This is a genomic window from Flammeovirgaceae bacterium SG7u.111 (genome assembly GCA_034044135.1).
GTDB lineage: Bacteria > Bacteroidota > Bacteroidia > Cytophagales > Flammeovirgaceae.
The window spans coordinates 3,967,269-3,988,876 of record CP139021.1 but is presented as its reverse complement, the minus strand read 5'-3'; the positions used below and the strand labels follow the sequence as shown (position 1 = coordinate 3,988,876).

Here is a 21,608-nt window from a genome sequence, read left to right as displayed (position 1 = left end):
GTGATGAAAAACTAACTAGACGGGGCTTTCAAGCCCCGTTTGAAAGTTAAAACAAAATGGCTTTAGCCTAAATTATAGCCGTTATTAACTAGCAACTAGCAACTAGCAACCAGGATTCACCCCTTTATCTCACTTGGGCGGAAGCCAAATTTTTTGGCGAAGGCATTGGAAAAAGAGCTTAGGCTATCGTAGCCTACGTGCCAGGCAGCTTCTTGAATCGTCATTTTTTGGTTTCGAATAAGGTCGTAGGCAGTTGTTAGCCGTTCGTTTTGCAGGTATTTGAACACGGGGACGCCGAATAATTCTTTGAAGTTCTTTTTTAGCTTAAAGGTGTTCAAACCTATTAGCTTGGAAAGCTCCGATAGGGAAGGAGGGGCTTCCAGATTTGTGGAAAGGATTTCTTTTGCCTGTTGCAGCCTCTCCCTTTCATCGGCAGGAATAGTTTCTTCTGAAAATAAAGAAAGCTGACCGAAGAAATGCGCAAGCAAGGAAGTTACTTGACTCTTAAAAAACATGATTTTAGCCTTTCCCTCGTACTTACTATGAAACAACTGCTCTATGATAGAATGCATCTCAGGGCTCATGAAAAAATTAGGTCCTTGTACAAAATGGTTTTTAGGATGAACCAATTGATGAAGCATTTCCCCAAACAATTCCCCCTCTAGGTTGGGCAAAGTTTCCAGCTTGTTGGCTCTTGTAGCTATTAAGATACATTCAAGTGGTTTAGATGCAGAGACGGTGTGCATAAACTCCACCTTTTCATCGGCATAAAAAGACAACGCCAAGCCTTTTGTGTGCTTGAATTCTTTTTGCTTGTCATCATACTTAACGGTGAGATCAACATTGCCGGCACCATAGAAAGCAACCCCGATAACAGGCTCTTCAAAAAAGCAGGAATCAACTATTTCCACTTCCGAATTGGCAGTTTCCACCATCACGGTAAAATCGTTGATATCTATGATGTCTCTTGTCATGGGATTGTATAGTTAACTAGCGCGAGCGTCTCGCTCGTGCCTACACTATTTGTAAGTGTCACGCTTGTTGAAAATAAAGATGCTACCGAAAGTAATGCCTTTACATGATATTTCAAAAAGACTATTTCGAAGGAATAGGAAATCCTTTGTTTCCCACAAAGGTATCTTTATAGTGAAAGGGTGTATGAAGGGAAATAACAGGTTTTACTTTTTGCTTGAATCTTGTGGCTTTGAAAAAAAACGCTGATCTTGAGGTGATACTTTTTCAAAACAAGGACATATAGTAAAAAAGCTTAGCCATGCTTGTAGTAGAAAAACCTAAAACCCCAACAACAAGAGAAGACCAACTTACCGAGTGGTATACCGAGGTGTTTCCATCGGTTTGCTCGTACCTCCATAAAAGGGGTGGAGATTTGGAAGAAGCCAAAGAGCTCTTCCAAGAGGCGCTTATTCTATATTATGAAAAGAGAGTGGACAACACTTTTCAGCCTGAAGTAAGCGATAAAGCTTATTTAGTAGGGATTGTAAAGAACCTTTGGCTAAAAAGCCATGAGAAAAAAAAGGCGATAATTGGGCTTGAGAATATAGAATGGGAAGGTGAGGAGGAGGCAAAACCATTGACAGAAAAGTTGCTCTTGTTCCTCAGGCAATCGGGGCAAAAATGCATGGATTTATTGCAGTCTTTCTATTATGAAAGGCTAAATATGAAAGATGTCGCCACCCGATTTGGGTATAGCAGCGAACGATCAGCTACCGTACAAAAATTCAAATGCCTGGAAAAGGTGCGCGATAATGTAAAACAAAAATCATTGAGCTATGAAGACTTCATTGACTGAGGTACAACAAATAGAGCATTGGCTACAGCAAGAGGGAGATCCTTCGGAAAGGCTTGTGACTGAGGTGCAACTGCTACTCAATCCCCAATTGAGAGAAAAAGTTGAGTGGCAAGTAAGAACCTACAGGCTTGTACAATTATACGGTCGGCAAAAGCTAAGAGAAGAGATAAAGGCAGTTGAACACCGATTGTTTACTGCTACAAAGCACAAAACATTTCAAGAACGTATTCGCACCATTTTCAAATACTAAACATATGATACACTCGCAAGTGATCCCTATGGTTATCGACCAAACCAGCCGAGGGGAAAGGTCTTATGATATTTTCAGTTTGCTCTTAAAAGAGCGCATCATCTTTTTAGGAACGGCTATTGACGACCAAGTTGCTAATTTGATAGTGGCCCAATTACTTTATCTAAATAGCCAGGACCAAAAGCGGCAAATCGATATGTATATCCATTGCCCCGGAGGGTCGGTATATGCAGGATTGGCAATCTATGATGCCATGCAGATGATTACCGCCCCAGTCTCCACTGCAGTGGGGTTTAGCGGGAGCATGGGGACAGCCTTGCTCACTTCTGGTGAAAAAGGACGCCGATATGCCTTGGCACAAGCGACCATCCATCAGCATCCTACCGGAGGAGGTGCGAAAGGGTATACTGAAGATGTTCGGATTGCCACGCACGAACAAGAAAGGCTTCAAGCTCAGCTTTCCCACATCATGGGTAAAAACACAGGTCATACTCTCACCGAAATCGACGAGTTTTTCCGAAGGGATAAGTTCTTAAATGCCATTGAAGCAAAAGAATACGGCTTGGTAGATGAAGTGTTGGGGGATACCTCCAACCTCATCAAATTTGAAGGAAAAGAACCTGAGTTTACTTTTTATGGGAATGGGAATTGACCGCCTCTTAAAAATCGATTTTTTAAAAAGCACATGGGCAAAGGCTTTCTATCTTTACCCATGTGCTAAAAAGAATACTATTGCTACTCCGCAGGAACAGGGAAGCCCCTGTCTCGCATCAATGCCTCAATTTTTGCATCTCGGCCTCTGAACAGGCGATACGCTTCAGCCGGATCCATCGAGTTCCTTGGGGCGAACAAATACTTCACGAGTTTTGCCGCCATTTCCTCGTCGTAAAAACCGCCCGGTGCTTCGGCAAAAGCTTCTGCTGCATCTGCTGTGAGCACATCTGCCCACATGTAGCCGTAGTAAGCCGTTGCATAGCCTTCGCCAGAGAATACGTGCCCAAATTGCGGTGTGCGGTGGCGCATCGGCAATTCTTTTGGCATGTTTAATTCAGCAAGTGTTTCATGCTCAAATGCATCAATGTCAATATTGCTAGGGTCAGCCAAGTGGAGTTTCATATCCATCAGCGCCGATGCCAAGTATTCTGTAGTAGAGAATCCTTGCTTGAACGTAGCCGCATTTTTGATTTTAGCAACCAATTCGGCAGGCATGGGCTCGCCCGTTTCATTATGCACCAAATAGGTGTTGATCACCTCATCGGTAGAGAGCCAACGCTCTAGCAGCTGAGATTGGAATTCGGTGTAATCTCTCACGCCGCCGTTGAGGGTCGGGTATTTTACATTGGAAGAGAAGAAGTGTAACGCATGGCCAAACTCATGGAAGAAAGTAGTGGCATCGTCCCAAGAAACGAGCAGGGCTTCCCCCGGAGCAGGCTTCACAAAGTTAGAGTTGTTAGAAGCCAGTACGTTGGTTTTGCCATCGAAAGTAGTGTGGCTTCGGTAGGTAGTTGCCCACGCTCCCGAACGCTTGCCTTGCCTCGCATACGGCAAAGCCCGATGCTCTCGCCCGAATCTTTGTTGGTAACCTCCCATACCTTCACATCTTCATGGAAGACAGGTACAGAGCCTTCTGGAACAGGTGTGAAGGTATAGTTGAACAACTCGCCTGCTACCCAGAGCATCGCTTCCGTCAGTTTGTCTAGCTGGAGGTATTGCTTCACCTCATCGGAATCAAGGTCGTATTTTGCTTTTCGTACTTTCTCTGCATAGAAGCGGTAATCCCAAGGCTCAATGGTAATCTTGTCCCCATTTTTATCCGCAACGGCTTGCATATCGGCAACCTCTTCGGCTACTCGGGCAATGGTTGCTGGCCACACCGCTTCCATCAATCCCGTCGCATTTTCAGGTGTCTTTGCCATGCAATCTTGCAAGCGCCATACCGCATAGTTGGTATGCCCCAGAAGCTCCACTCGCTCGCGGCGTAGCTTTAAACTATGGAAAGTTTCCTGAAAATTAATAGTTTTTCACTAGAATAGATGAAATTTAAAGATGCTTTAAGTAGCAACTAAGATTTTACAAAAGCAAGCCAAAATCATCCATAGAATGCCCAAAAAGAAGGAGATAAATAAAAGCCTTAAATATAGATTGGAGCGGTTTATTACGCTTCTTATTTTAATGAATATTACGATGATTGTACTCGAATCGTTTGACGATTGGTACGATGATTATCATATGTATTTCAATGCATTTGACGTGTTTTCTGTCATGGTTTTTTCAGTCGAGTACCTTGTGAGATTGCGCATGGCTTGGGTGAAAGGGGCGAAGGGAAAGAAAATAAAGTCTCTTTTCAAATTTGTAATTTCCCCTTTAGGGTTAGTAGATTTCTTGGCCATCCTTCCATTTTATCTTCCTCTTATTATTCATGCCGACCTCCGGTTTCTCCGGACGCTTAGGCTTTTTAGGTTGTTGCGAATCTTTAAGCTCAAGAGGTATTCCAAGTCCTTCAATTTGGTATTGGAAGTGTTCAAAGATAAAAAGGAAGACCTCGGCGTTACGATGTTTGTAACGTTGATCATGCTCCTTTTTTCCTCTATATTGATGTATTATGTAGAGCACGATGCTCAGCCCAAAGCCTTTCCCAATATTCCCGAATCGCTTTGGTGGGCGGTTGCCACGCTCACTACGGTAGGCTATGGGGATGTGTATCCCATCACACCCTTTGGAAAGCTCATGAGCGGGATTATCGCCTTGCTTGGGATAGGGATTGTCGCTTTGCCAACGGGTATCCTCAGTTCGGCTTTTGTAGATAAAATGCGTAAAGACGAGCTGAGGGAACTGGAAGATGAAGACAATGCAGCTCCTAAAAAAATTAAGTACTGCCCCCATTGCGGTGAAAAGCTAGGGGAGCATGTACATGATTGATTTTTAAAACAAAAAGCCAAGTCTCAGGAACGGATACCAATGCTCTTCTTCAGAATTCGAAAAATCGACGGAGAGCACTACTGCATCCATAGGTTCGATCCAAACTCCTAAACCATAACCTTTGTGCCATTTAGATGATTTTCCTGTTGCTGTTGATGGATCATTTTTTACCCACACTCTTCCAATATCGTAAAACCCTAAGATACCAAATTGAAAGGGTAATATATACGTTTTGAGGTTTAGTAATTGTGACCGTATTTCATTGTTGAAATAAAGGGACTTTTCGCCTGCAAAACGCTGCCTTCTGTAGCCTCGTAGGTTTCTAAGCCCTCCCAACGTTTGCGATTGATATACTTCTTGGTAGTTGTTTATGTTTATTCCTCCACCCATTCGGCTTGCAAAAGTTGTTTTGAACCTCTTCTGGGGAGTGCTTATGTAGAAAGAGAAATTCCCATTGTAACGGGTATAGGAAATTTCCTCAAAGTCTGTGTCGCTTAGTCCAGAAACGCCCCATGCGCTTATGTCGAATAGTATCCCTTTGGTCGGGGATATTTCATTATCTCTTAAGTCCAGCTGGTAGGTAAGGTTGAGCCCTGCAAATGTGTTGTCATTTCCAAAAAGGTCTACAGAATCTGGTCCAGATAAGTAATCGACTAAAAACCTTTTTTCATTCTGTTCTTCTTGTACATGAATATGCTGAATACCTAAAAAGCCTCCAAATTCATGGACTTTGCCCTTGTAACGTTTTCTCAACCCTTGGACAATACGCAGGTGATCGTATCTTACTCGGTAATATTCGGTACCTTCTTCGCTACGGATATTTTCAGTTTCATTTCCAGAACCATAAAAATAGTCTACCCAGCTTGGATCACGGAGGCTAAAATCTATCAGGTAGTCCATTCCCTTCAGCGCATCGATGAACTCTCCCTTGTAGGTAAACTCAAAAGACTGGGTTTTAGGTGAGAAATCGGTAAGGATTGTGTGCTTTGATTTATAAGGTTCTTTTCTAAATCCATGTCGAATTATCAATGCGCCAGGCCCGAAGAAAATACCATCAGCTGGGTTATATTTTGCAGTGGCTATCGGAGCTAAGAGGTTGTACTGAAACTCCTTTCTGTTATAGGAATTTACACTTGGTTTTTTGGATCTCAGATCTTTTACTTCTTTGGTTTTGTACAAGGTGCTTCCTTCAAAGGTGTCGTAAACCAATGTTTTTTTACTCCCTTTTACCTGCGAGCTGTCTGAAACCATATCATGGTCTTCACCGCCTATTACTCTGATTTTGATGCCTTTGTTAACATTTCCTTTTATGTTGAAAATGTCTTCTCCACCGAAACCATACAGCCTTATTTCTTTCGTTTCTCCTCTTTTGAAAACTCTATCGTAGATCAGGTTTTTCTTTTCGTGGTCGTCTTTTTTTACCTTCCAAACTTTTACCTCCGTATCGGTGTCGTTTATGCGGTTGACTTCAAAAAGCTCATGTTTATCACTTCCAGTCACATTTACTTCTCTTGAAATTGAGCGGTAAAGTGTCTCGGCGTATTCATCCATATGATCTCTTCTGGACTTTAGCTTGGAAATAATTTCTTCGCCACTGTACCTATAAATTTCTGGTGGAAATTCTTTGATCGCCTCTTCTATCAGCTCATTGGTCATTACCGATTGGAGTTTGTTAGATGTTTCCAGCCAATCGTCCAGCGTAGGTTCGGTGAGGAAGGAACGGTCGAAGTACCTCGCATTGAACCCATAGCCCTCTGGGTCGCGAATTTCATGTTTGAACCCTTGGAACTTCCTTAGGCCCCACTTGCGGTTGGCAACAGAAATCAAAATCCCTTCCGCATTGAAAAAAGCTTGATCTCGGTCGCGTGGGATGGGTCGGTAAATTTTCGTGTCGTTTTTCTCGTCTTTGAACCTCGCCCAGCGCCATTGGTCATCGTGCCTGTCCCAGTCGCCTATCCACATATCAAACAGCCTCGATTTCAACACATGCATTTGGTCGACAAGGTCATCGTTGTCTTCCCTAGTTTTTTCTAGGACATCTGGCGTGCTTACAATCTTTTTTGAGTTTCCAAAGAAACCTGCATCGCTCCAGTCGTCATCTGGTCGTTCTTCGTAGAGGTAAAGCGCACCGCCGAAATCTTTGCGATAAATGGTTAGGCGAGGGTCGTCTGGCAGATAAACTATTTTAGGGTTGGTGTGGTAAACACCCATGGCATCGGCTAGTTTTGGGATCACGAAAGCTCCGTAAGGATGCGAGCCGGAGATTTGATCTTCTACCACATCGGCGGCAATTGTCCCACGCAAACTAAGTGGAACAGCTTTTTCAGGAAACTTCTCAATGGACCGGAGCACGTATTGTTTTTCATTTTTTGCTTCAAGGCGCAAGGATTTGGTCTGTTGCCCACCGCCTCGTTTTTTTATGACAAGCCCGCCTCTTTCGGTTCCAATATCAAAAAGAGGGACATTTTGCAAAGGCTCGTGCCATTCCTTTCGGTAGTTTTCCCCTAGCCACAGTTTTTTAAAAGAGCCAGCATTGAGGTGTTCGGTAGCCTTGGCATCCACATTTATCTCCGAAATATCAATTTCCCCATCGAAAATAGAAGGAGGTTTGGGCGGCGTTGGACCAATCAGTTGTTTGCGGAAAACCAATTTTCCTGCGGGCTCTTCTGTGGTGATAAAATCGACCCAAGTTTCACCGTTGTTATAAAAGTTTATAACCGAAAATCCCTTTTTTGCATAGGCAAAATCGGCTTTGTCTTTATGTTTTACGAATGTTTCTTTGCTTCCAGCACCGCTTATTATATAATTAGCCGAAGGTTTTTTGATAAGCTGGAGCGAGTGGTCGTGTCCTGCCACATAGATGAGGTCAGGGTGTTGCTCGAAAATGCTTTCTAAGCTTTTCCTCAGCAGCTTATAATTAGGGTGGGGGATGTCTTGGATATTTCCGAGAACTGTTCTGTAAAACACATAACCCGTCCCCAAAATGGGCAATGGGATATAAAGGTTTTTCTTAATATCGGTGAGCGGGAAAAGGTGATACTTGCCTGGTGCATGGCCGCCATGTAATCCATTGCTGTACAGAGGGTGGTGCGCCGCCACAATTATTTTTTTATCGTAATTACGGTTGATGGCATCGTCCATCGCTATTAGGAATTCTTCCTCAGATTTTATCTCACAGGTAGATTCCTCTCCTTCAGGTTTGTCGTGCTGGTGAATCCACCATTGCGAATCGTAGATGATTAAGACGATATCTTCACCGAGAGGGATTTCCACAGGACCAGGGCAGCCGTCGGTAGGTGAGAAAACCGAAAGCCCCAGTACTTTTTCTATGAACTCTTGTTGGTAGAGAATATTTGCGTAGCCATTTTTTCCGCTTTGCGACCAATCGTGGTTGCCAGGGACTACTATTCCCATCCCTTCGTATTCTTTTAAGATTTCAAGCTGGGCGCTGAGCCTTTCTTCAGATTGCTTGCGGCTAGGGTGGTCGGGTGCCGGCATGCCAAGAGGATAAATGTTATCGCCTAGGAAAATGGTCGTGCTGTTTTTTCCCGCAGCTCGTATCTTGCTTTTCAATAAGTTGAGTACAGGGTCATTGCCATCTGTTTGGGGCTTGCCGGCATCGCCAATGAGAAATACTTGGTGTGAAAGCTGAAGTGTATCGCTCACTTTTCTTTCTTGCCATTGGCTTTGGTTAGGGTTATAGTATTGGGAAAACGAGGACTTAAATCCTCCCAAGATAAAAATGAGTGTAAGTAGGTAAATATTCCTCATGGATTTAGTGCTTAGTTAGAAGAAATATCAGCTGGTATTGGATCAAATCTCAAGATGTTTGCCTGAGATATTCTTGCTTCATTGGAAATGAACATGGTGCCAGATTTTGAGAAGGTGATGCCTTCAGGCTGGTTAAATTTATTGTTAACCCCAAACCTTTTGGCTTTGATGAACTTTCCCGACTTGTTTAAAATCAACATCAACTTGCCTACGGTAGATATCAAGTAAATTTCATTGGAAATGGGGTGGATTTCAATGCCAGAAGGCGCAAAATCTACTTTAGTTTTCGCCTTTTCTGAAAGGTCGGCCAAGAAAACCGTGAATACAGGTTTTTTGCTCAGCTTCATTTTATCGAGGTTGAAACTATATACCGCTCTTTGCCCTGGCAGTTCTTGTTCTATTCCTGCGTCGTTTTTGCAGGCAAGGAGCAGCCTGTTGTTTTCCTTGTCGTAGCACATGCCCTCTACGTCATTTTTGCTATTGAGCGGCGTGTCATATTTTTTGACTTGCGGTTTGTCAGATAAATAATTGGTTATCTCGTAAAGCTTGCCATCGCTCCTAATTACATAAGCTACGGAGTCAATTATTTCTATATCTTCGTAATCTCCAGATTTGGCAAATTTCACTTTCTTTACCACAGACTTGGAGTTTAGGTCATAGAAATAGATAAGGCCATTTTCGTCCTCTATGCATGCCATAAGGCCATCTTCCATATAATGGATGCCAGAAATTTCTGAAAGCTCATCGTTAAGTTGATAGGTTTCCGACTCGGTCCATAAGCTATAAGGAAAGGTTGGGTCATCAACTTTTACATATTTCCTTTGGTTAAAATTGTCGCATGAGCTGAGAAACAAGCTGTAGGCGAAAAGGTAAAAAAGTAATATTTGGCTTCTTTTCGTATTCATGAGTTATCGACTTCTGAACTAATCTTTAGCAGATTTTTTTAATCTTAATGTTGGGGTAAAATTAAAGGAAGAATAGATTAAATCTCAGTAAGCAAAGGTTTAATTTGAGGCTTACAAAAGTTCTCCCAGAACAAAATATCTTACTCATGTAAGTATTTTTCGCTTTTGTTTGTTTTAAACAAACTCTTATTCAATTTGTGATTTTAACTAAAAGTAGAGAAATGTGCGGTAGATATACCATTGCAAAGCCCAAGAAAGATATTCAGGACAGGTTTGAAGTCTTGTTTAAAGAGGAAAAGAATTATAGAAAATGGAATGCCGCTCCGCAAAATGAGCTCCCCGTTGTACTCAACCAATGCAGTAAGGAAATTAGTTTTTTGAAATGGGGGCTGGTTCCTTCTTGGGCAAAAGATCTGGGTATCGGATTTAAGACGATAAATGCCCGGATAGAAACCCTGAGCAAAAAGCCTGCTTTTAAAGATGCGTATGAGCAAAGGCGCTGTTTGGTGATAGCAGATGGGTATTACGAATGGAAATTGATAGGGAAAGAGAAAATTCCTTACCGAATGACGCTACCCAACGGTGAGCTGTTTGCCATGGCAGGTCTATGGGAAAAATGGTATAAAGATACTGAAAATGTAGTAAACACCTTTGCGGTGATCACTAGACCAAGTGTAGGGAAGCTCGAGTCCATTCATGATAGGATGCCGCTAATATTGGAAAAAGAATTTGAAGCAGGTTGGCTAGAGGACAAGTTGCCAACTGCTGGTAGAGAAGAGTATTTGTTAGAGAATGCACTGGAAGAACTTACCTATTATACCGTGTCTAAATCGGTAAACTCTGTGGCAAACGATGACGAGAGTTTAGTGAAGCCTTACCAACATCAGGTTCAAGGCTCTCTGTTTTAATATTGTTGTTTGAATTATTTTTAGAAATAATATGAATTTGTTTATGGTCTGTAAGGTTTTATGTAATTTTTTGCTTTTCAGTTATTTATAATTTGAAATCTAGTTTTTTTATTGCAAATAAATGTTATCTTTATATAACAGATTTATTAAAATATATATAGAGTTTTGTCAGCCTTTTTTATGCTTTTGCTAAGAGTCTTGCTCTAAGAATTCTTCGACAGCTTGGCATTTTACCCACTTGGGGTTTTCGAGGGGATGCGTGTGAAATCAACTTGGGCAGTATGTCTGCTATTCCAAATTTTTAGATGTTCTATTTTTTGCCACTAACCTAACATTCAAACAGGATAAGGTGGAGCATAACATAAGTATTTTAAAACCATATAAATCCAATAAACTAAAAAAAACATGGATAAATTATTCATCGATGCAGGCCATCTGCATTTTCATCATAAATTGTGGTTAAATGAGTTAGTATTGTTCACTAATGAATTTGGTATCTATCAAAAGAGGTTGACCGAAATTATCAATAGTAGAAATGCCGATAAGGGCTACTTGCGGAGCTTAGAGGAAGAGTATGTTGAGAAAAAAAATGAAATAGAAGACTTGAAGGGAAGGATAATTAAAATGGATCACGATCTTTCTTCTTACCAAAAAAACAACTTATTAGGGTATGGCGATGATTTCTACCTCCACCATGTGGAATTATCCTCTAGGGTAAGGGTGATGAGGGAGCAGTACCAATACCACAAAAACCAGTTATCCAATATTATGGAAAACTATGCATATGTGGATTATGAATTGGAAGGAATTAACGATGTGATTAAGGTGTCGATGTGAAGCATGCCGAAACCTGAAGTTGTCCTCAGTGAGAAACCCACTAGATAATCCTACTTATATATTTGTTAATTTTGACTCCTAAGTGCTCTTAGGAGTTTTTTTTGCTTTATACTAGAGGTTTATAAATAGATAAATTAAGTTCTTAACAAAGAATACGTAAGATTGGGTTTGAAAAGAATATACTCATTGTTGGTGTTGATGCTTTTTACTGCTTGCAAGCCCCAAAAAGCAGAAGTGGTAGTTTTAGAAAACCCAAGCCCAAAGGTTGATGGCTATTCTTCTCAAAATATCTATGAGATTATTTTCATGAATGACCCTATCAGGCCAAAAGATGAGGTGATGCACAAAGAGCTTTCCTATGATTTTGACCTTCCCGAAGAGATGTTTTTTGTGTCAGGAGGATACATGGCAAAAGGAGATGGGTCTCAGGTGAAAATCAATGGTTTTTTGATGGATTACGAGCCTGTGAAAACTTATGATTATTATGAGTTCTTGGCGGCGAATGGTCGGGCTGAAGATTCTTCGCTGGTGAATTTGAAAGGTATGGTGAAGGGGCTTTCATGGGTTGAAGCTAATGCGTTTTGCGAGTGGAAAGGCAAAAGGCTTCCTACGGAAAGGGAGCTGATTTACGTGATGCTACAAGAGGGGAAAGGGAACTTAGGTAAATATTTACCAGAAATATGGCTAGGGGAATGGTTGGATGAGAATGATGATCCTCTTTTTGTTCCAAGTAATGTGAGTAAAAAGAAAGTGTGGGTGAAAGAAGGAGCAGATAAATGGTTTATAAAAGGACTTTTCCCTAATGCAAAGGGGCATGAGGTGGGATTTTGGTGTGTAAAAGAAATAATTGATTAGCGAGCTTCTAATACCTTGTAAGGCAAAGTATCGCTTACCATCATGCTTGCTTCAGAATTGATGACTACGGGAGATATTTTCTCCACTTTTTTTGATATCCTACTTTTTGAGTCCTTCCCAGTATCGTTGGGGGAATAGATTTTGCTGATGGCATAGGTCAACACCAACAGGATACCTAAGATAATTACTGATTTATCATTTTTCATTTCTAGTGTTTTTAAGTTAAGTCACTCCTTGTCCAAACAACGCTTTTAGTTGAAGATCAACATCTCATCCATCTAAAAAATACCAAAAGCTTTAGGGAATTGCTTACATACCAACTATTAGGTTGGTTATTGATTCTTTTTAAAAGAAAAATGTGAGCACGTTGTAGAATTTTATTCACTTGTAAGACACTTGAAGCGGGGGAGTAGCCGATGTTTTTATGAAAAATCTGAAGAGAAATTTCGGTCAGTATTAAGCAATGTACTTAAAAACTCTAAATAAAAATCTAGAGATGAATATTCAGAAAATAAGGTTGCAAAGGTGCTAGTTATGAAATAAGTTTTTGGTATAAAAAATGTAAATCTTCAGAGGCTTTTCCCCATGTCAAGGTCTTGAGATCAACCTTGTTAAGGCTGACGATCTCTTCTTTCAGTCCTTTGTGGGTGAGAAGTCCATAAAGGTAGTTGGCAAATTTTTGGGTGTCCCAGTAGTCGGCTTTTAGGGCATTGGGCATTACTTCGGTTGCACCCGATTGCTTGGAAATAACCACGGGCAACCCTGCTTGCGCAGCTTCCAAGGTAGAAAGCCCAAATGGTTCGGAGACAGAAGGCAGAAAATAGGCGTCTGCGGTAGAAGCTATTTCAGCAATTTTCTGCTTGTCCAAAAAGCCAACAAACTCAAATAAGTTAAGTACGCTTCTCTTTTGGGCGTAGGCCATGGTTTCCCTCAGCCGTTCGCCAATTCCTGCAACTACAAATTTCAGGTTAGGAATTTTGCTGGAAAGCAATACGGCAGTTTCTACTAAAAAAGTAGGCCCTTTTTGGCGGGTAATCCTCCCTAAAAACAAGATTTTTGGAATGTTATTTTTCTTGGTTTTCTTCTTTGCTGGTAATGCGGATATTTCATCTATTCCATTGTGTACTATGTATGTTTTTTGCGGGTCTGCTTTGTATTTGTTGAGAATGTTTTCTTTGGTAAAATCACTTACGGCCACAATAGCATTGGCAGCTACCATAGCTTTTTGCTCAATCTCAAAGATTTTGGTAAGTTTGGTTGGGTCAACTCTGTCGGTTTCCAGTGAATGAACGTGGATGACAATAGGCTTGCCTGTCTCTTCCTTCAGCTTCATGGCAGCAGGGAATGTAACCCAGTCGTGGGCGTGAATAACATCAAATTCCATATCCTTTGCCAGCTCAGCAACAGTTTGGGCATATAGCGCAACTTTTTGAAGTGTGTTTGGTCCATATACGTTGTCTTCTTCAAAAAGAGCTTTCTTTTTTGAAGCGATAGGGATTTTTACATCAATTTCAATCTCCTTTTTTTCTACTTCTAGTATTTCCTTTCTTTGCTCTGCGGGGTAAAGGTCAAAACTTGCATCTACGTACGTGATCTTAAGGTTTTCCTGTATTTTTTTTTGTGTGAGGATCTCAAATGAATCATCGTACTCGACTTGGTTGAGGCCAACGATGCTTGCTTGGGACAAGGGGGGCTCTCCTTTTTTTTGGGGGATAATGAGGGTGAGGTCTACTAGAGGGGCAAGTGCATTTGCGATGCCAAAAGTTGCTTGACCAAGCCCGCCAGTAAGCAAAGGAGGGAATTCCCAGCCGAGCATCAATACTTTAATTCTATTTTGATTCAATGGAGTGTCTTTACTTAGTTGTCTGTTCGAGTCATTAAATTAGTGGCATAGATCTGTATTTCAAAATAAAAATAGGATTATATGAAACTAAGAAAAAATATAACTTATGGCATATGTCTCGAACTTACTTTTTACAAGGAAATGGATGGGTTAAGGATTGGGAAATAGTTTCTAAGCATTATATTTACGCACCAAAGAAAAAGCCTCTATAATAAGATGAAAATTAATAAAATATATAAAGGAGAAGTGTTTAATGTGAGCGTTGACGAAGAGATCCCTGCTATTTATGAGCAATGGTTGGGCAGGGTAAACGGGGAAGAGTTCAGGGAGTTGTTATTAAAGAAGCTAGAGATTTATAAAAAGCAAAAAATCTACCATCCTGATCTGAACTGGATAAACGACATTACAGGGCTTCGAGGTCCCGAGACGGAAGACCAACTTTGGGCACGGAACGAATTTCATCCTCAATTGTACCCCTCTGGTGTGAGGAAAATAGCAAGCATCGTACCTCCACAGACTTACCTTCGCTTGCCTGATGGCCATATCACAGGCTTTACGGATAATACAGGTATCAGGATTTGTTACTTCGACAGCTATGCCGATGCTGCTACTTGGCTAATGAAAAAATAAAAATCAATATGACATTTTTAAATTCAATCAAAGCCTCTATTAAAAATAGAGAGTGGGAAAGTCTTACCCTAATTTTACTGGCAGGCTTTCTTTTTAGGTTAATTGCCGCTTTCTTTTCTAAGGGCTTTGCCTTCCACGACGATCACTTTTGCGTGATTACTGTTTCCCAGTATTGGGAATGGGGAGTGGATTATTGGTTTGAAAAAGGAGTGCCACCGTTGCATAGTTTGGTATATGCAGGCATGAACTATGGTATCTTCCTTTTTACCTCAGCTATAGGCATCACCGATCCTGAAGCTAGAATGGTCGTGGTCAGGCTTTTTCATGCGGTGTATAGCATGTCGCTCATTTATTTCTCTTACAAAATTGCCTTGGTCCTTTCTGAAAACAGAAAAACGGCTGGCATAGTGGGGTGGATCATGGTAACTCTTTGGTTCATGCCAATGATGAGCGTTAAGAACTTGGTAGAGATGGCTTCTATCCCCTTGTTTTTAGCGGGTTATTACCTGATAGTGAAAGAGTGCAAAAAAGTGGGTAAGCCTACTTTGGGATTATGGTTTGTGGCAGGGGCACTTTTTGGTTTTGCTTTCCTAATCCGTTATCATACTATCCTTTTTGCTGGAGGTATGGGCTTAGCTTTGCTTTGGCAAAGGAAATGGCTAGAAAGTGCAGTGTTCTCTTTGGGCTATGTAGTGTTGGCGTTGTCAATTATGGGGGTGCTCGATATGATTTTGTACGATTACCCACTACAGACCATTGTTACTTACTTTGAATACAATTCGGCAAATGCTTATAATTATGTGACAGGACCGCCTGAGCGTTATATATTCACCGTCTTAGGTTTTTTAGTTCCTCCTGTGAGCTTGATGTTGGCTGTTGGATATTTTAAAGCATGGAAAAAATCTCCCGAAATATTTTGGGGAGGTTTAGTGTTTTTTGTGTTCCATTCCCTTTTCCCCAACAAGCAGGAGCGCTTTATTCTCCCCCTTCTTCCACTTATAATTATTTTAGGTATAGTTGGTTGGCAAGAGTTTGTGGTAAGATCAAAATTTTGGCAGAAAAGGCAGTCTTGGATAAGAGGATCATGGATTTTCTTCTGGACGATCAATTTCATAGCAGCCATGGCTTTATCCCTTACCTATTCTAAAAAGGCGAGGATTGAACCTTTGTACCAGCTTTCAAAAGAGAAAAATGTTTCTACCATAGTGGTTGAGTCTACAGTGGGCGATCATCAGATGTCACCCGTGTATTATTTGGGGAAATTGAGCTACGAGATTCGGGATTTTTATTACAGAAAACCGTACTTGCCAGAGAAAGCTGATTTGGATAACAAGGAAATTGATTACCCGCTCGTATTTCCCATTAGCAAAAACCATCCGCTAGATACGGTGCTGATAGAACTGGAAGACATGGGCAGAATTCCCGATTATGTTATTTTTAAAGGCAGGGATAGTTTGGAGCAGAGAGTGGCGAAATTGAAACAAGAGTTTCCTGGGTTGGAATATGACAGGGAAATTTCGGTGAGCGTTTACGATGCTATTTTACACTTTTTGAACCCTGGGGTGCATAAAGACGAGCACATTACTATGTATAAAAGAAATGCATCGGTTAATAAATAAACCGATGCATTTCTTTGAAGGCCAAGTGTTTTTTTAGTCATTAATGAAGCACAAGGATGCTGCGCCTACAATACCGGCATTATTGCCAAGCGTTGCGAGCTTAATCTCAAGTTCGTTGGTATAATACGGGGTTAAGTGTTTCTTAATAATCCTGTACATATCCTTTTTCACATAATCAAAGGTTTCCGAAACGCCGCCACCAATCAGGATGGTTTTGATGTCGAGAAGCCTTACCGAAGAAACAATTGCCTCGCCTATATATTTGCCAACTTCTTGGAAGATTTCAAGAGCAAGTTCGTCGCTTTCATGCGCTGCCTTTACTACCTTTTTAGAATTTAGCACACCTCTGTCCGAAAGCACGGAGTAGCCTTCGTAGCCTTCGAGTGTGGTAAGTGCCATGCCTAGAATTCCTTTTTTCCCAATATTTTGTTCAATGCTTTTTCCATTGCTAGAGATGATGTGGCCGATTTCCATTCCATTTCCGTCACCACCCTTAAATATTTGCCCATCTATGATCGCTCCTCCACCTACGCCTGTGCCTAGGGTAATGAATATAAAGTTGTCGGGCATTTTAGATTTTGAAAAATAATACTCTCCCAGCGCTGCTGCGTTCGCATCGTTGTCTAAATGGAAAATGATCTCAGGGAAACTTGCTTTAAGTTTATCCAAAAAGCGTACTCCGTTGAGTTGGGGGATGTTTGGGAGTTCTAAGGTAGTCGACCTGTCTTTGGATGTGGTACCGGGAACACCTATGCCTACTTTTTTGATTTCGGGGTATTCGTTAAGTTGTTTTCCCAAGGCTTTTTTGAATTTCTCTACAAAATTACCTTCTTCCTTCATTTTGGCCGTGGGGAACTTTACCTTGTTTAGCAACTCTCCTTTTTCTGAAACCACACCAAACTTCACATTTGTACCACCTATGTCTACACCTAAAAAATTTTCCATTTTTTTATGACTTATTGCGAATTTGTTAACTGTATTAAGCTACCAAAGTAGCGGATTCATGTGCTATAATCAAAATTTTATTTGGACAAAGATACTTGTTGGCATTAATCTATGCGTCCAAATTACGTATAGATGCTCAACTGTTTTTCTTATAAACTTGGCAATAACTAGATTTTTATCTAAAATCAAGGATTCGTAGCAACATCGGTATGTTTTGGCATAGAGAGAATTATGGTGGAGTCAAGTATAGATATAGGAGCTGAAAAGAAAGTAGGAGAGAAGCCTTCCATGGCTTTGTTCTATTTTAACTTTTTCCAGGGAATGGGGACAGCCTTTCTATATAGTATTGCCTTGGCTTTGTTTATCTCTGAGTTGTCTATTGGGCAATTTCCTGCCATTTTAATCCTCGGCTCTGTTATTTTACTTCTAAGCGGAAGGATCTTTGCCTACCTGGAGTATTATTTTTCGCTGAAGATATTACTCAAAACCTTATATGCGCCATTACTTAGCCTTTTGCTTGCACTTACGGTGCTTTGGCTATTCCAACCGGCCGACTGGTACGTGTTTTTGCTTATCGTGTCAATGTTGTGGGTGTTTTCCCTCTCTTTGTTTGCTTCCCGCTCGCTTACAGAATATTATAAAGAAAAAATAGGTGAAAAGTATAGCGTTACCTGGTATTTTGCTGGCGAACTTCCTGGGCGGTTTATTGGATTTATTCTTATTCCCTTAGTTGTTTCCTTAGTGGGAGAAGGTGTGCTGCTATTTCTGGCCTTGCTGAGCTTTATGGGGAGCTTTTATTTTGTGATCAAACTCATCAATACAGATGTGTTTTTGAAAGAAAGTAAGAAAGGGTCTTTCGGAAGGCTTTCCTTGCGAGATGAAGGCTTGGATTTGAGAAAGTTTTTTGGGAATAAATTTATTCGTTCTCTTATTACCCTATCGGCTTTTGTCACTCTTTCGCTAGCCTTGTTGCATTTTGCTTTTCTAGAGAACCTAAGCTATTTCTTTGAAGACAGGACAGAAGTGCTAATGTTCATAGGGATGTTTATGAGCCTAACGAGTGCCGTGGTGTTACTGTTCCGGTTTTTGTTGATCACCACATCGGTGAGAGAAATGGGTATCCGTACGAAGTTGCTGGTCTTACCCATTGTCCTTTTGGTACTGTCTGGCGTATTGCTCATTTTGAATTATATGGGTGATTTTGCCAAGTCTTTTTGGGTAGTCTGTACGCTCATATTAGTATTTATGGCTCTTTTCAATTCCATGCACCGGCCCATTTTCCAGGCATTGCTAACGCCCTTGGTGCAAAACTTAAGGTTCAGGGGAGACACGATCATGAATGGGTTGGTATCGCCCTTTGTCCTTGGGCTTTCGGGCTTGTTTCTCCTGTTTGTGTATCAAAAATCAAATTCTCTCCTTTTTGATCCCGTAATCTATGCGGCTATTTTCTCCATATTTTGCTGGGTAGTGGTAATTTTTTCATCAGGCAAAAATTATGTCCAAATTCTTCAAAATGCTGTTGGAGTTCGGTTTTTTAAAGGAGCTGAAGAAGCTATAAAAGATAAAGGTGTGCTCGATGTGCTGGACAGGAAACTGGAATCTGACCATTCGGAAGAGGTGATTTATTCCCTAGAATTACTTTACAGGTTCGATGAAGAAAATGTACTGGAGCGCTTGAGGAAACTTTTGAAGCACCCTTCGTCAGAAGTGAAAATTCACACCATATTAAAAATCAAATCATTAGATATAAAAGAGCTTTCGGCCGATGTGATGTTCTTGATGGAAGAGGACAGCAAAGCCGAAGTTAAAGAGGCTTCTATTAAAGCCGTGGCATCTTTGGACAAAGGGTACGTTTCTGAAATTGTTCCAATGATAGAAGCAGAAGACCATTTTCTTAGGAAAGGGGCGGTTACGGCACTTATGCAACATGGGGAAGGTAATGCCAGGTTATTGGCAGAAGAGCGGCTGCAAGAAATGACAAAATCTGAAGAGGTGTCTGAGAAGAAAATGGCTATCCAGATAATAGCCGAATTAGAAGATACCAGCTTTTTTGATACCATCATGGGTTTTATGCATGATGAAGATGAAGTGGTAGTAAAAGCGGCTATTGAGGCAACTGGCAAGATTCAAGATGAAAAGTACCTGCCGTTGCTGATAGACTTGATAAAATGTGGGCATTTCACCAATGAAGCTAAAAGAGCTTTAGAGATGTATGGGGAATTGGCATTGCCCATTATAGACGAAGAGTTTGGGCAGGCAAATTATCAACAAGACCGTTTTCTTGTGCATCTGTGTCAGGTATGTGGGAATATAGGTGGGGAAAAAGCGCATGAAATGCTTTGGTGGTTGGTGAAATACCCGTGGGTAGAGCTGCAAACGGAAGCGCTGCTCTCGCTCAAAACGTCAGGTTATATAGCCAACGATAAGCTTAACCTTTATAAGGTAACAGATAAAATTGACCGGCAATGCAAACAGGTTTTTTGGTTGTATAATGCCGTAACCTTGCTCCAAGGAAATAAAAATTTTAGTCTATTACACAGAGCGTTGGAGTTTGAGCTGAAGACAGAAAAGGTAAAAACAGACTATTTGATAGGCTTTTTGTATGGGGATGAAGAGGAGAAGCTTAGGGTACTTAGGGCTAACCTTGGATCTTTGGAAAAAGAAGACAAGCAAGAGGCTTATGAGATTTTAGAGGAGAAGCTATCTAGCGGGAATGCCGATAAGCTGCTGATCATATTTGGGGAATATGTGAGGGCAAAAAAAATAGAGAAGCTCAGTAGGTTTTATTCAAGCCACTTGCTCGATGAGATTACAGTAGTGCTCACCGTTTTGCATGAGCAGAAAAAGGACAATAATTTTAATAGGTGGACGAGGGCAACAGCTTTGTTTTCCATGTCCAAGTCCTTTTATCCAAGTCTGCTCAAATCTTTTAAACCTTATTTGCTCAGCGATGATTTGTTATTGCAACAAGCGGCTATTCGAACTCTGAGAGAGTTTTGTGAAGATAGGTTTTTCGATATGAAAGAATTGCTATCGGATGTGTTGGATAGCGACAGGATTAAAGTCATTATGAAAAATATAAAAGACCAAACCCAAACGCTTCTCGAAATAGAGAAAGTGATAATTCTGAAAAGTACGAGCTTGTTTTCGGAGACTCCGGAAATAGTGCTTACCGATGTTGCAAAAATAGTGAAAGAAGAGCGGGTGCAAAAAGGGGAAGTTATTTTTAAGAAGGGGGATATTGGCAACTGTATGTATGTAATCTATGAAGGTGAAGTAAAAATCCACATTGGTACTTATAGGCTCAATACACTGATAAACAGGGATTTCTTTGGCGATTTGGGTTTGTTGGATACTAATCCTCGTTCGGCCACAGCCACTGCCGAAAGGGATACATTATTGCTTCGTTTGGATCAAGATGCATTTTACGACCTGATGGCCCAGCGCCCAGAAGTTGCCAAGGGAATAGTGCAAGTACTATGTGGGCGAATAAGGGTACAGGATTCGCTGATTATGGACTTGCAAAAGAAACTAGATATCGGGGTTTAGAACTTGGAGGGAAGGAATTTTAAATAAATAATCTCAAAAATGAGCCATAATCAATTAGCTAAGTACACTTATTCAATACCCGAGGGGAAAGGGCGGAGGTTTGTCGTTCCCGATGTGCACGGCTGTAGGGATTCTCTTCTGATGCTTATCCATAACCTAAAGCTTAAAGCAGAAGATCAACTATTCTTTTTGGGCGATTATGTAGACCGTGGCCCTGATAGTGCTGGAGTGATTGATTTGATCTTGAAAATGAAAAATGAGGGGTTCCAAGTTTTTCCGCTTAGGGGTAATCATGAGCAGATGCTGCTCAACACTATTTCTTTTTCCCATGGGGTAGAAGCGGGCAGTAATTCAGAGTTAGAGGAATATTTAGACGAAAACGGAAAGTTCAAGAAAGAATACCTCAATTTCCTCAACAGCTTACCCTATTACTTTGAGCTAGAAGATTTTTTTTTGGTACATGCAGGTTTCAATACCATGGACGACCAGCCTTTTACCGATTACGAATCTATGATCTGGATTCGGGATTTTTATTACGATAAAAAGGTATTTAAAAAGAAGAAGGTCTTGTATGGACATACACCTACCCGCTTTAGGGAAATAAACGAAAATATAATGAACAAATCAGACTTGATTTGCCTAGACAATGGTTGTGTTTTTAGCGATTATTACCCGGGCATGGGCAAGTTGCTTTGCCTAGAGCTAAATAGCATGGAGCTGATAATCCAAGAAAATGTAGATTGGCCTTACCGGATAAGATAAGGTCG

19 protein-coding genes are annotated in these 21,608 nt (G+C 41.0%); 11 read left to right on the top strand and 8 right to left on the bottom strand.

Going from position 1 to position 21,608, the window contains the following annotated elements; all coding sequences use genetic code 11:
• Positions 1-116: 116 nt before the first annotated feature.
• On the bottom strand, positions 117-974 hold the full coding sequence (locus R9C00_15580; GenBank protein ID WPO33123.1) for an AraC family transcriptional regulator: 858 nt from the start codon (positions 972-974) through the stop codon (positions 117-119).
• Positions 975-1,273: 299 nt separating this feature from the next.
• Between R9C00_15580 and R9C00_15575 the strand changes: the two genes are divergently transcribed.
• From R9C00_15575 to R9C00_15565, 3 genes are read left to right on the top strand one after another with little or no spacing between them, the layout of a single operon-like run.
• Positions 1,274-1,810, top strand: coding sequence for a sigma-70 family RNA polymerase sigma factor (locus R9C00_15575; protein ID WPO33122.1), 537 nt, complete (start codon positions 1,274-1,276; stop codon positions 1,808-1,810).
• Entirely contained in the window at positions 1,791-2,060 is a 270-nt protein-coding gene (locus R9C00_15570) for a hypothetical protein (protein WPO33121.1), read from the top strand. The genes R9C00_15575 and R9C00_15570 overlap by 20 nt, the downstream gene beginning before the upstream one ends.
• Positions 2,061-2,064: 4 nt before the next feature.
• Positions 2,065-2,712: an ATP-dependent Clp protease proteolytic subunit gene (locus R9C00_15565; GenBank protein ID WPO33120.1), complete on the top strand. Its 648-nt coding sequence runs from the start codon at positions 2,065-2,067 to the stop codon at positions 2,710-2,712.
• 83 nt (positions 2,713-2,795) lie between these two features.
• Here the strand turns inward: R9C00_15565 and R9C00_15560 are convergent, their stop codons facing one another.
• Together R9C00_15560 and R9C00_15555 are read right to left on the bottom strand one after the other, a co-directional pair.
• The gene (locus R9C00_15560) at positions 2,796-3,608 is read right to left on the bottom strand and encodes a M3 family metallopeptidase (GenBank protein WPO38773.1); all 813 of its coding nucleotides are present in this window, start codon (positions 3,606-3,608) and stop codon (positions 2,796-2,798) included.
• Complete coding sequence (locus R9C00_15555; protein ID WPO33119.1) at positions 3,494-4,027, bottom strand: M3 family metallopeptidase; 534 nt, start codon at positions 4,025-4,027, stop codon at positions 3,494-3,496. Before R9C00_15555 ends, R9C00_15560 begins: the two co-directional genes overlap by 115 nt.
• Positions 4,028-4,160: 133 nt before the next feature.
• On the opposite strand from R9C00_15555, the gene R9C00_15550 reads away from it, so the two are divergent.
• A complete protein-coding gene (locus R9C00_15550; protein WPO33118.1) occupies positions 4,161-4,979 on the top strand; it encodes an ion transporter in 819 nt (272 codons plus the stop codon).
• 3 nt (positions 4,980-4,982) lie between these two features.
• On the opposite strand, the gene R9C00_15545 is transcribed toward R9C00_15550, so the two are convergent.
• Together R9C00_15545 and R9C00_15540 are read right to left on the bottom strand one after the other, a co-directional pair.
• Entirely contained in the window at positions 4,983-8,750 is a 3,768-nt protein-coding gene (locus tag R9C00_15545; protein ID WPO33117.1) for a BamA/TamA family outer membrane protein, read from the bottom strand.
• A gap of 11 nt (positions 8,751-8,761) precedes the next feature.
• The gene (locus R9C00_15540) at positions 8,762-9,655 is read right to left on the bottom strand and encodes an SdiA-regulated domain-containing protein (GenBank protein ID WPO33116.1); all 894 of its coding nucleotides are present in this window, start codon (positions 9,653-9,655) and stop codon (positions 8,762-8,764) included.
• 221 nt (positions 9,656-9,876) lie between these two features.
• Here R9C00_15540 and R9C00_15535 point away from each other — a divergent pair, with 221 nt between their 5' ends.
• The 3 genes from R9C00_15535 to R9C00_15525 all read left to right on the top strand — a co-directional run bounded on the left by R9C00_15535 (position 9,877) and on the right by R9C00_15525 (position 12,255).
• Positions 9,877-10,563: an SOS response-associated peptidase gene (locus tag R9C00_15535; protein WPO33115.1), complete on the top strand. Its 687-nt coding sequence runs from the start codon at positions 9,877-9,879 to the stop codon at positions 10,561-10,563.
• A gap of 405 nt (positions 10,564-10,968) precedes the next feature.
• On the top strand, positions 10,969-11,400 hold the full coding sequence (locus R9C00_15530) for a hypothetical protein (protein WPO33114.1): 432 nt from the start codon (positions 10,969-10,971) through the stop codon (positions 11,398-11,400).
• A 168-nt stretch (positions 11,401-11,568) separates the two neighbouring features.
• On the top strand, positions 11,569-12,255 hold the full coding sequence (locus R9C00_15525; protein ID WPO33113.1) for an SUMF1/EgtB/PvdO family nonheme iron enzyme: 687 nt from the start codon (positions 11,569-11,571) through the stop codon (positions 12,253-12,255).
• Here the strand turns inward: R9C00_15525 and R9C00_15520 are convergent.
• Together R9C00_15520 and R9C00_15515 are read right to left on the bottom strand one after the other, a co-directional pair.
• On the bottom strand, positions 12,252-12,461 hold the full coding sequence (locus R9C00_15520; protein ID WPO33112.1) for a hypothetical protein: 210 nt from the start codon (positions 12,459-12,461) through the stop codon (positions 12,252-12,254). The genes R9C00_15525 and R9C00_15520 overlap by 4 nt on opposite strands.
• A 326-nt stretch (positions 12,462-12,787) precedes the next feature.
• Complete coding sequence (locus tag R9C00_15515) at positions 12,788-14,098, bottom strand: glycosyltransferase (protein WPO33111.1); 1,311 nt, start codon at positions 14,096-14,098, stop codon at positions 12,788-12,790.
• Positions 14,099-14,314: 216 nt separating this feature from the next.
• Between R9C00_15515 and R9C00_15510 the strand changes: the two genes are divergently transcribed.
• Positions 14,315-14,728, top strand: coding sequence for a hypothetical protein (locus R9C00_15510; protein ID WPO33110.1), 414 nt, complete (start codon positions 14,315-14,317; stop codon positions 14,726-14,728).
• A gap of 8 nt (positions 14,729-14,736) precedes the next feature.
• The gene (locus R9C00_15505; GenBank protein ID WPO33109.1) at positions 14,737-16,347 is read left to right on the top strand and encodes a glycosyltransferase family 39 protein; all 1,611 of its coding nucleotides are present in this window, start codon (positions 14,737-14,739) and stop codon (positions 16,345-16,347) included.
• A 33-nt stretch (positions 16,348-16,380) separates the two neighbouring features.
• Here the strand turns inward: R9C00_15505 and R9C00_15500 are convergent, their stop codons facing one another.
• Positions 16,381-17,292: an ROK family protein gene (locus tag R9C00_15500; protein ID WPO33108.1), complete on the bottom strand. Its 912-nt coding sequence runs from the start codon at positions 17,290-17,292 to the stop codon at positions 16,381-16,383.
• Positions 17,293-17,523: 231 nt separating this feature from the next.
• On the opposite strand from R9C00_15500, the gene R9C00_15495 reads away from it, so the two are divergent.
• Together R9C00_15495 and R9C00_15490 are read left to right on the top strand one after the other, a co-directional pair.
• The gene (locus tag R9C00_15495; protein WPO33107.1) at positions 17,524-20,841 is read left to right on the top strand and encodes a cyclic nucleotide-binding domain-containing protein; all 3,318 of its coding nucleotides are present in this window, start codon (positions 17,524-17,526) and stop codon (positions 20,839-20,841) included.
• A 39-nt stretch (positions 20,842-20,880) separates the two neighbouring features.
• A complete protein-coding gene (locus R9C00_15490; protein ID WPO33106.1) occupies positions 20,881-21,603 on the top strand; it encodes a metallophosphoesterase family protein in 723 nt (240 codons plus the stop codon).
• Positions 21,604-21,608: the final 5 nt, after the last annotated feature.

Bases quoted from the DNA above. Each gene is read 5' to 3' on its own strand.
- R9C00_15580 (WPO33123.1), bottom strand. From the start codon at position 974: ATGACAAGAGACATCATAGATATCAACGATTTTACCGTGATGGTGGAA.
- R9C00_15575 (WPO33122.1), top strand. From the start codon at position 1,274: ATGCTTGTAGTAGAAAAACCTAAAACCCCAACAACAAGAGAAGACCAA.
- R9C00_15570 (WPO33121.1), top strand. From the start codon at position 1,791: ATGAAGACTTCATTGACTGAGGTACAACAAATAGAGCATTGGCTACAG.
- R9C00_15565 (WPO33120.1), top strand. From the start codon at position 2,065: ATGATACACTCGCAAGTGATCCCTATGGTTATCGACCAAACCAGCCGA.
- R9C00_15550 (WPO33118.1), top strand. From the start codon at position 4,161: ATGCCCAAAAAGAAGGAGATAAATAAAAGCCTTAAATATAGATTGGAG.
- R9C00_15545 (WPO33117.1), bottom strand. From the start codon at position 8,750: ATGAGGAATATTTACCTACTTACACTCATTTTTATCTTGGGAGGATTT.
- R9C00_15540 (WPO33116.1), bottom strand. From the start codon at position 9,655: ATGAATACGAAAAGAAGCCAAATATTACTTTTTTACCTTTTCGCCTAC.
- R9C00_15535 (WPO33115.1), top strand. From the start codon at position 9,877: ATGTGCGGTAGATATACCATTGCAAAGCCCAAGAAAGATATTCAGGAC.
- R9C00_15530 (WPO33114.1), top strand. From the start codon at position 10,969: ATGGATAAATTATTCATCGATGCAGGCCATCTGCATTTTCATCATAAA.
- R9C00_15520 (WPO33112.1), bottom strand. From the start codon at position 12,461: ATGAAAAATGATAAATCAGTAATTATCTTAGGTATCCTGTTGGTGTTG.
- R9C00_15510 (WPO33110.1), top strand. From the start codon at position 14,315: ATGAAAATTAATAAAATATATAAAGGAGAAGTGTTTAATGTGAGCGTT.
- R9C00_15505 (WPO33109.1), top strand. From the start codon at position 14,737: ATGACATTTTTAAATTCAATCAAAGCCTCTATTAAAAATAGAGAGTGG.
- R9C00_15500 (WPO33108.1), bottom strand. From the start codon at position 17,292: ATGGAAAATTTTTTAGGTGTAGACATAGGTGGTACAAATGTGAAGTTT.
- R9C00_15495 (WPO33107.1), top strand. From the start codon at position 17,524: ATGGTGGAGTCAAGTATAGATATAGGAGCTGAAAAGAAAGTAGGAGAG.
- R9C00_15490 (WPO33106.1), top strand. From the start codon at position 20,881: ATGAGCCATAATCAATTAGCTAAGTACACTTATTCAATACCCGAGGGG.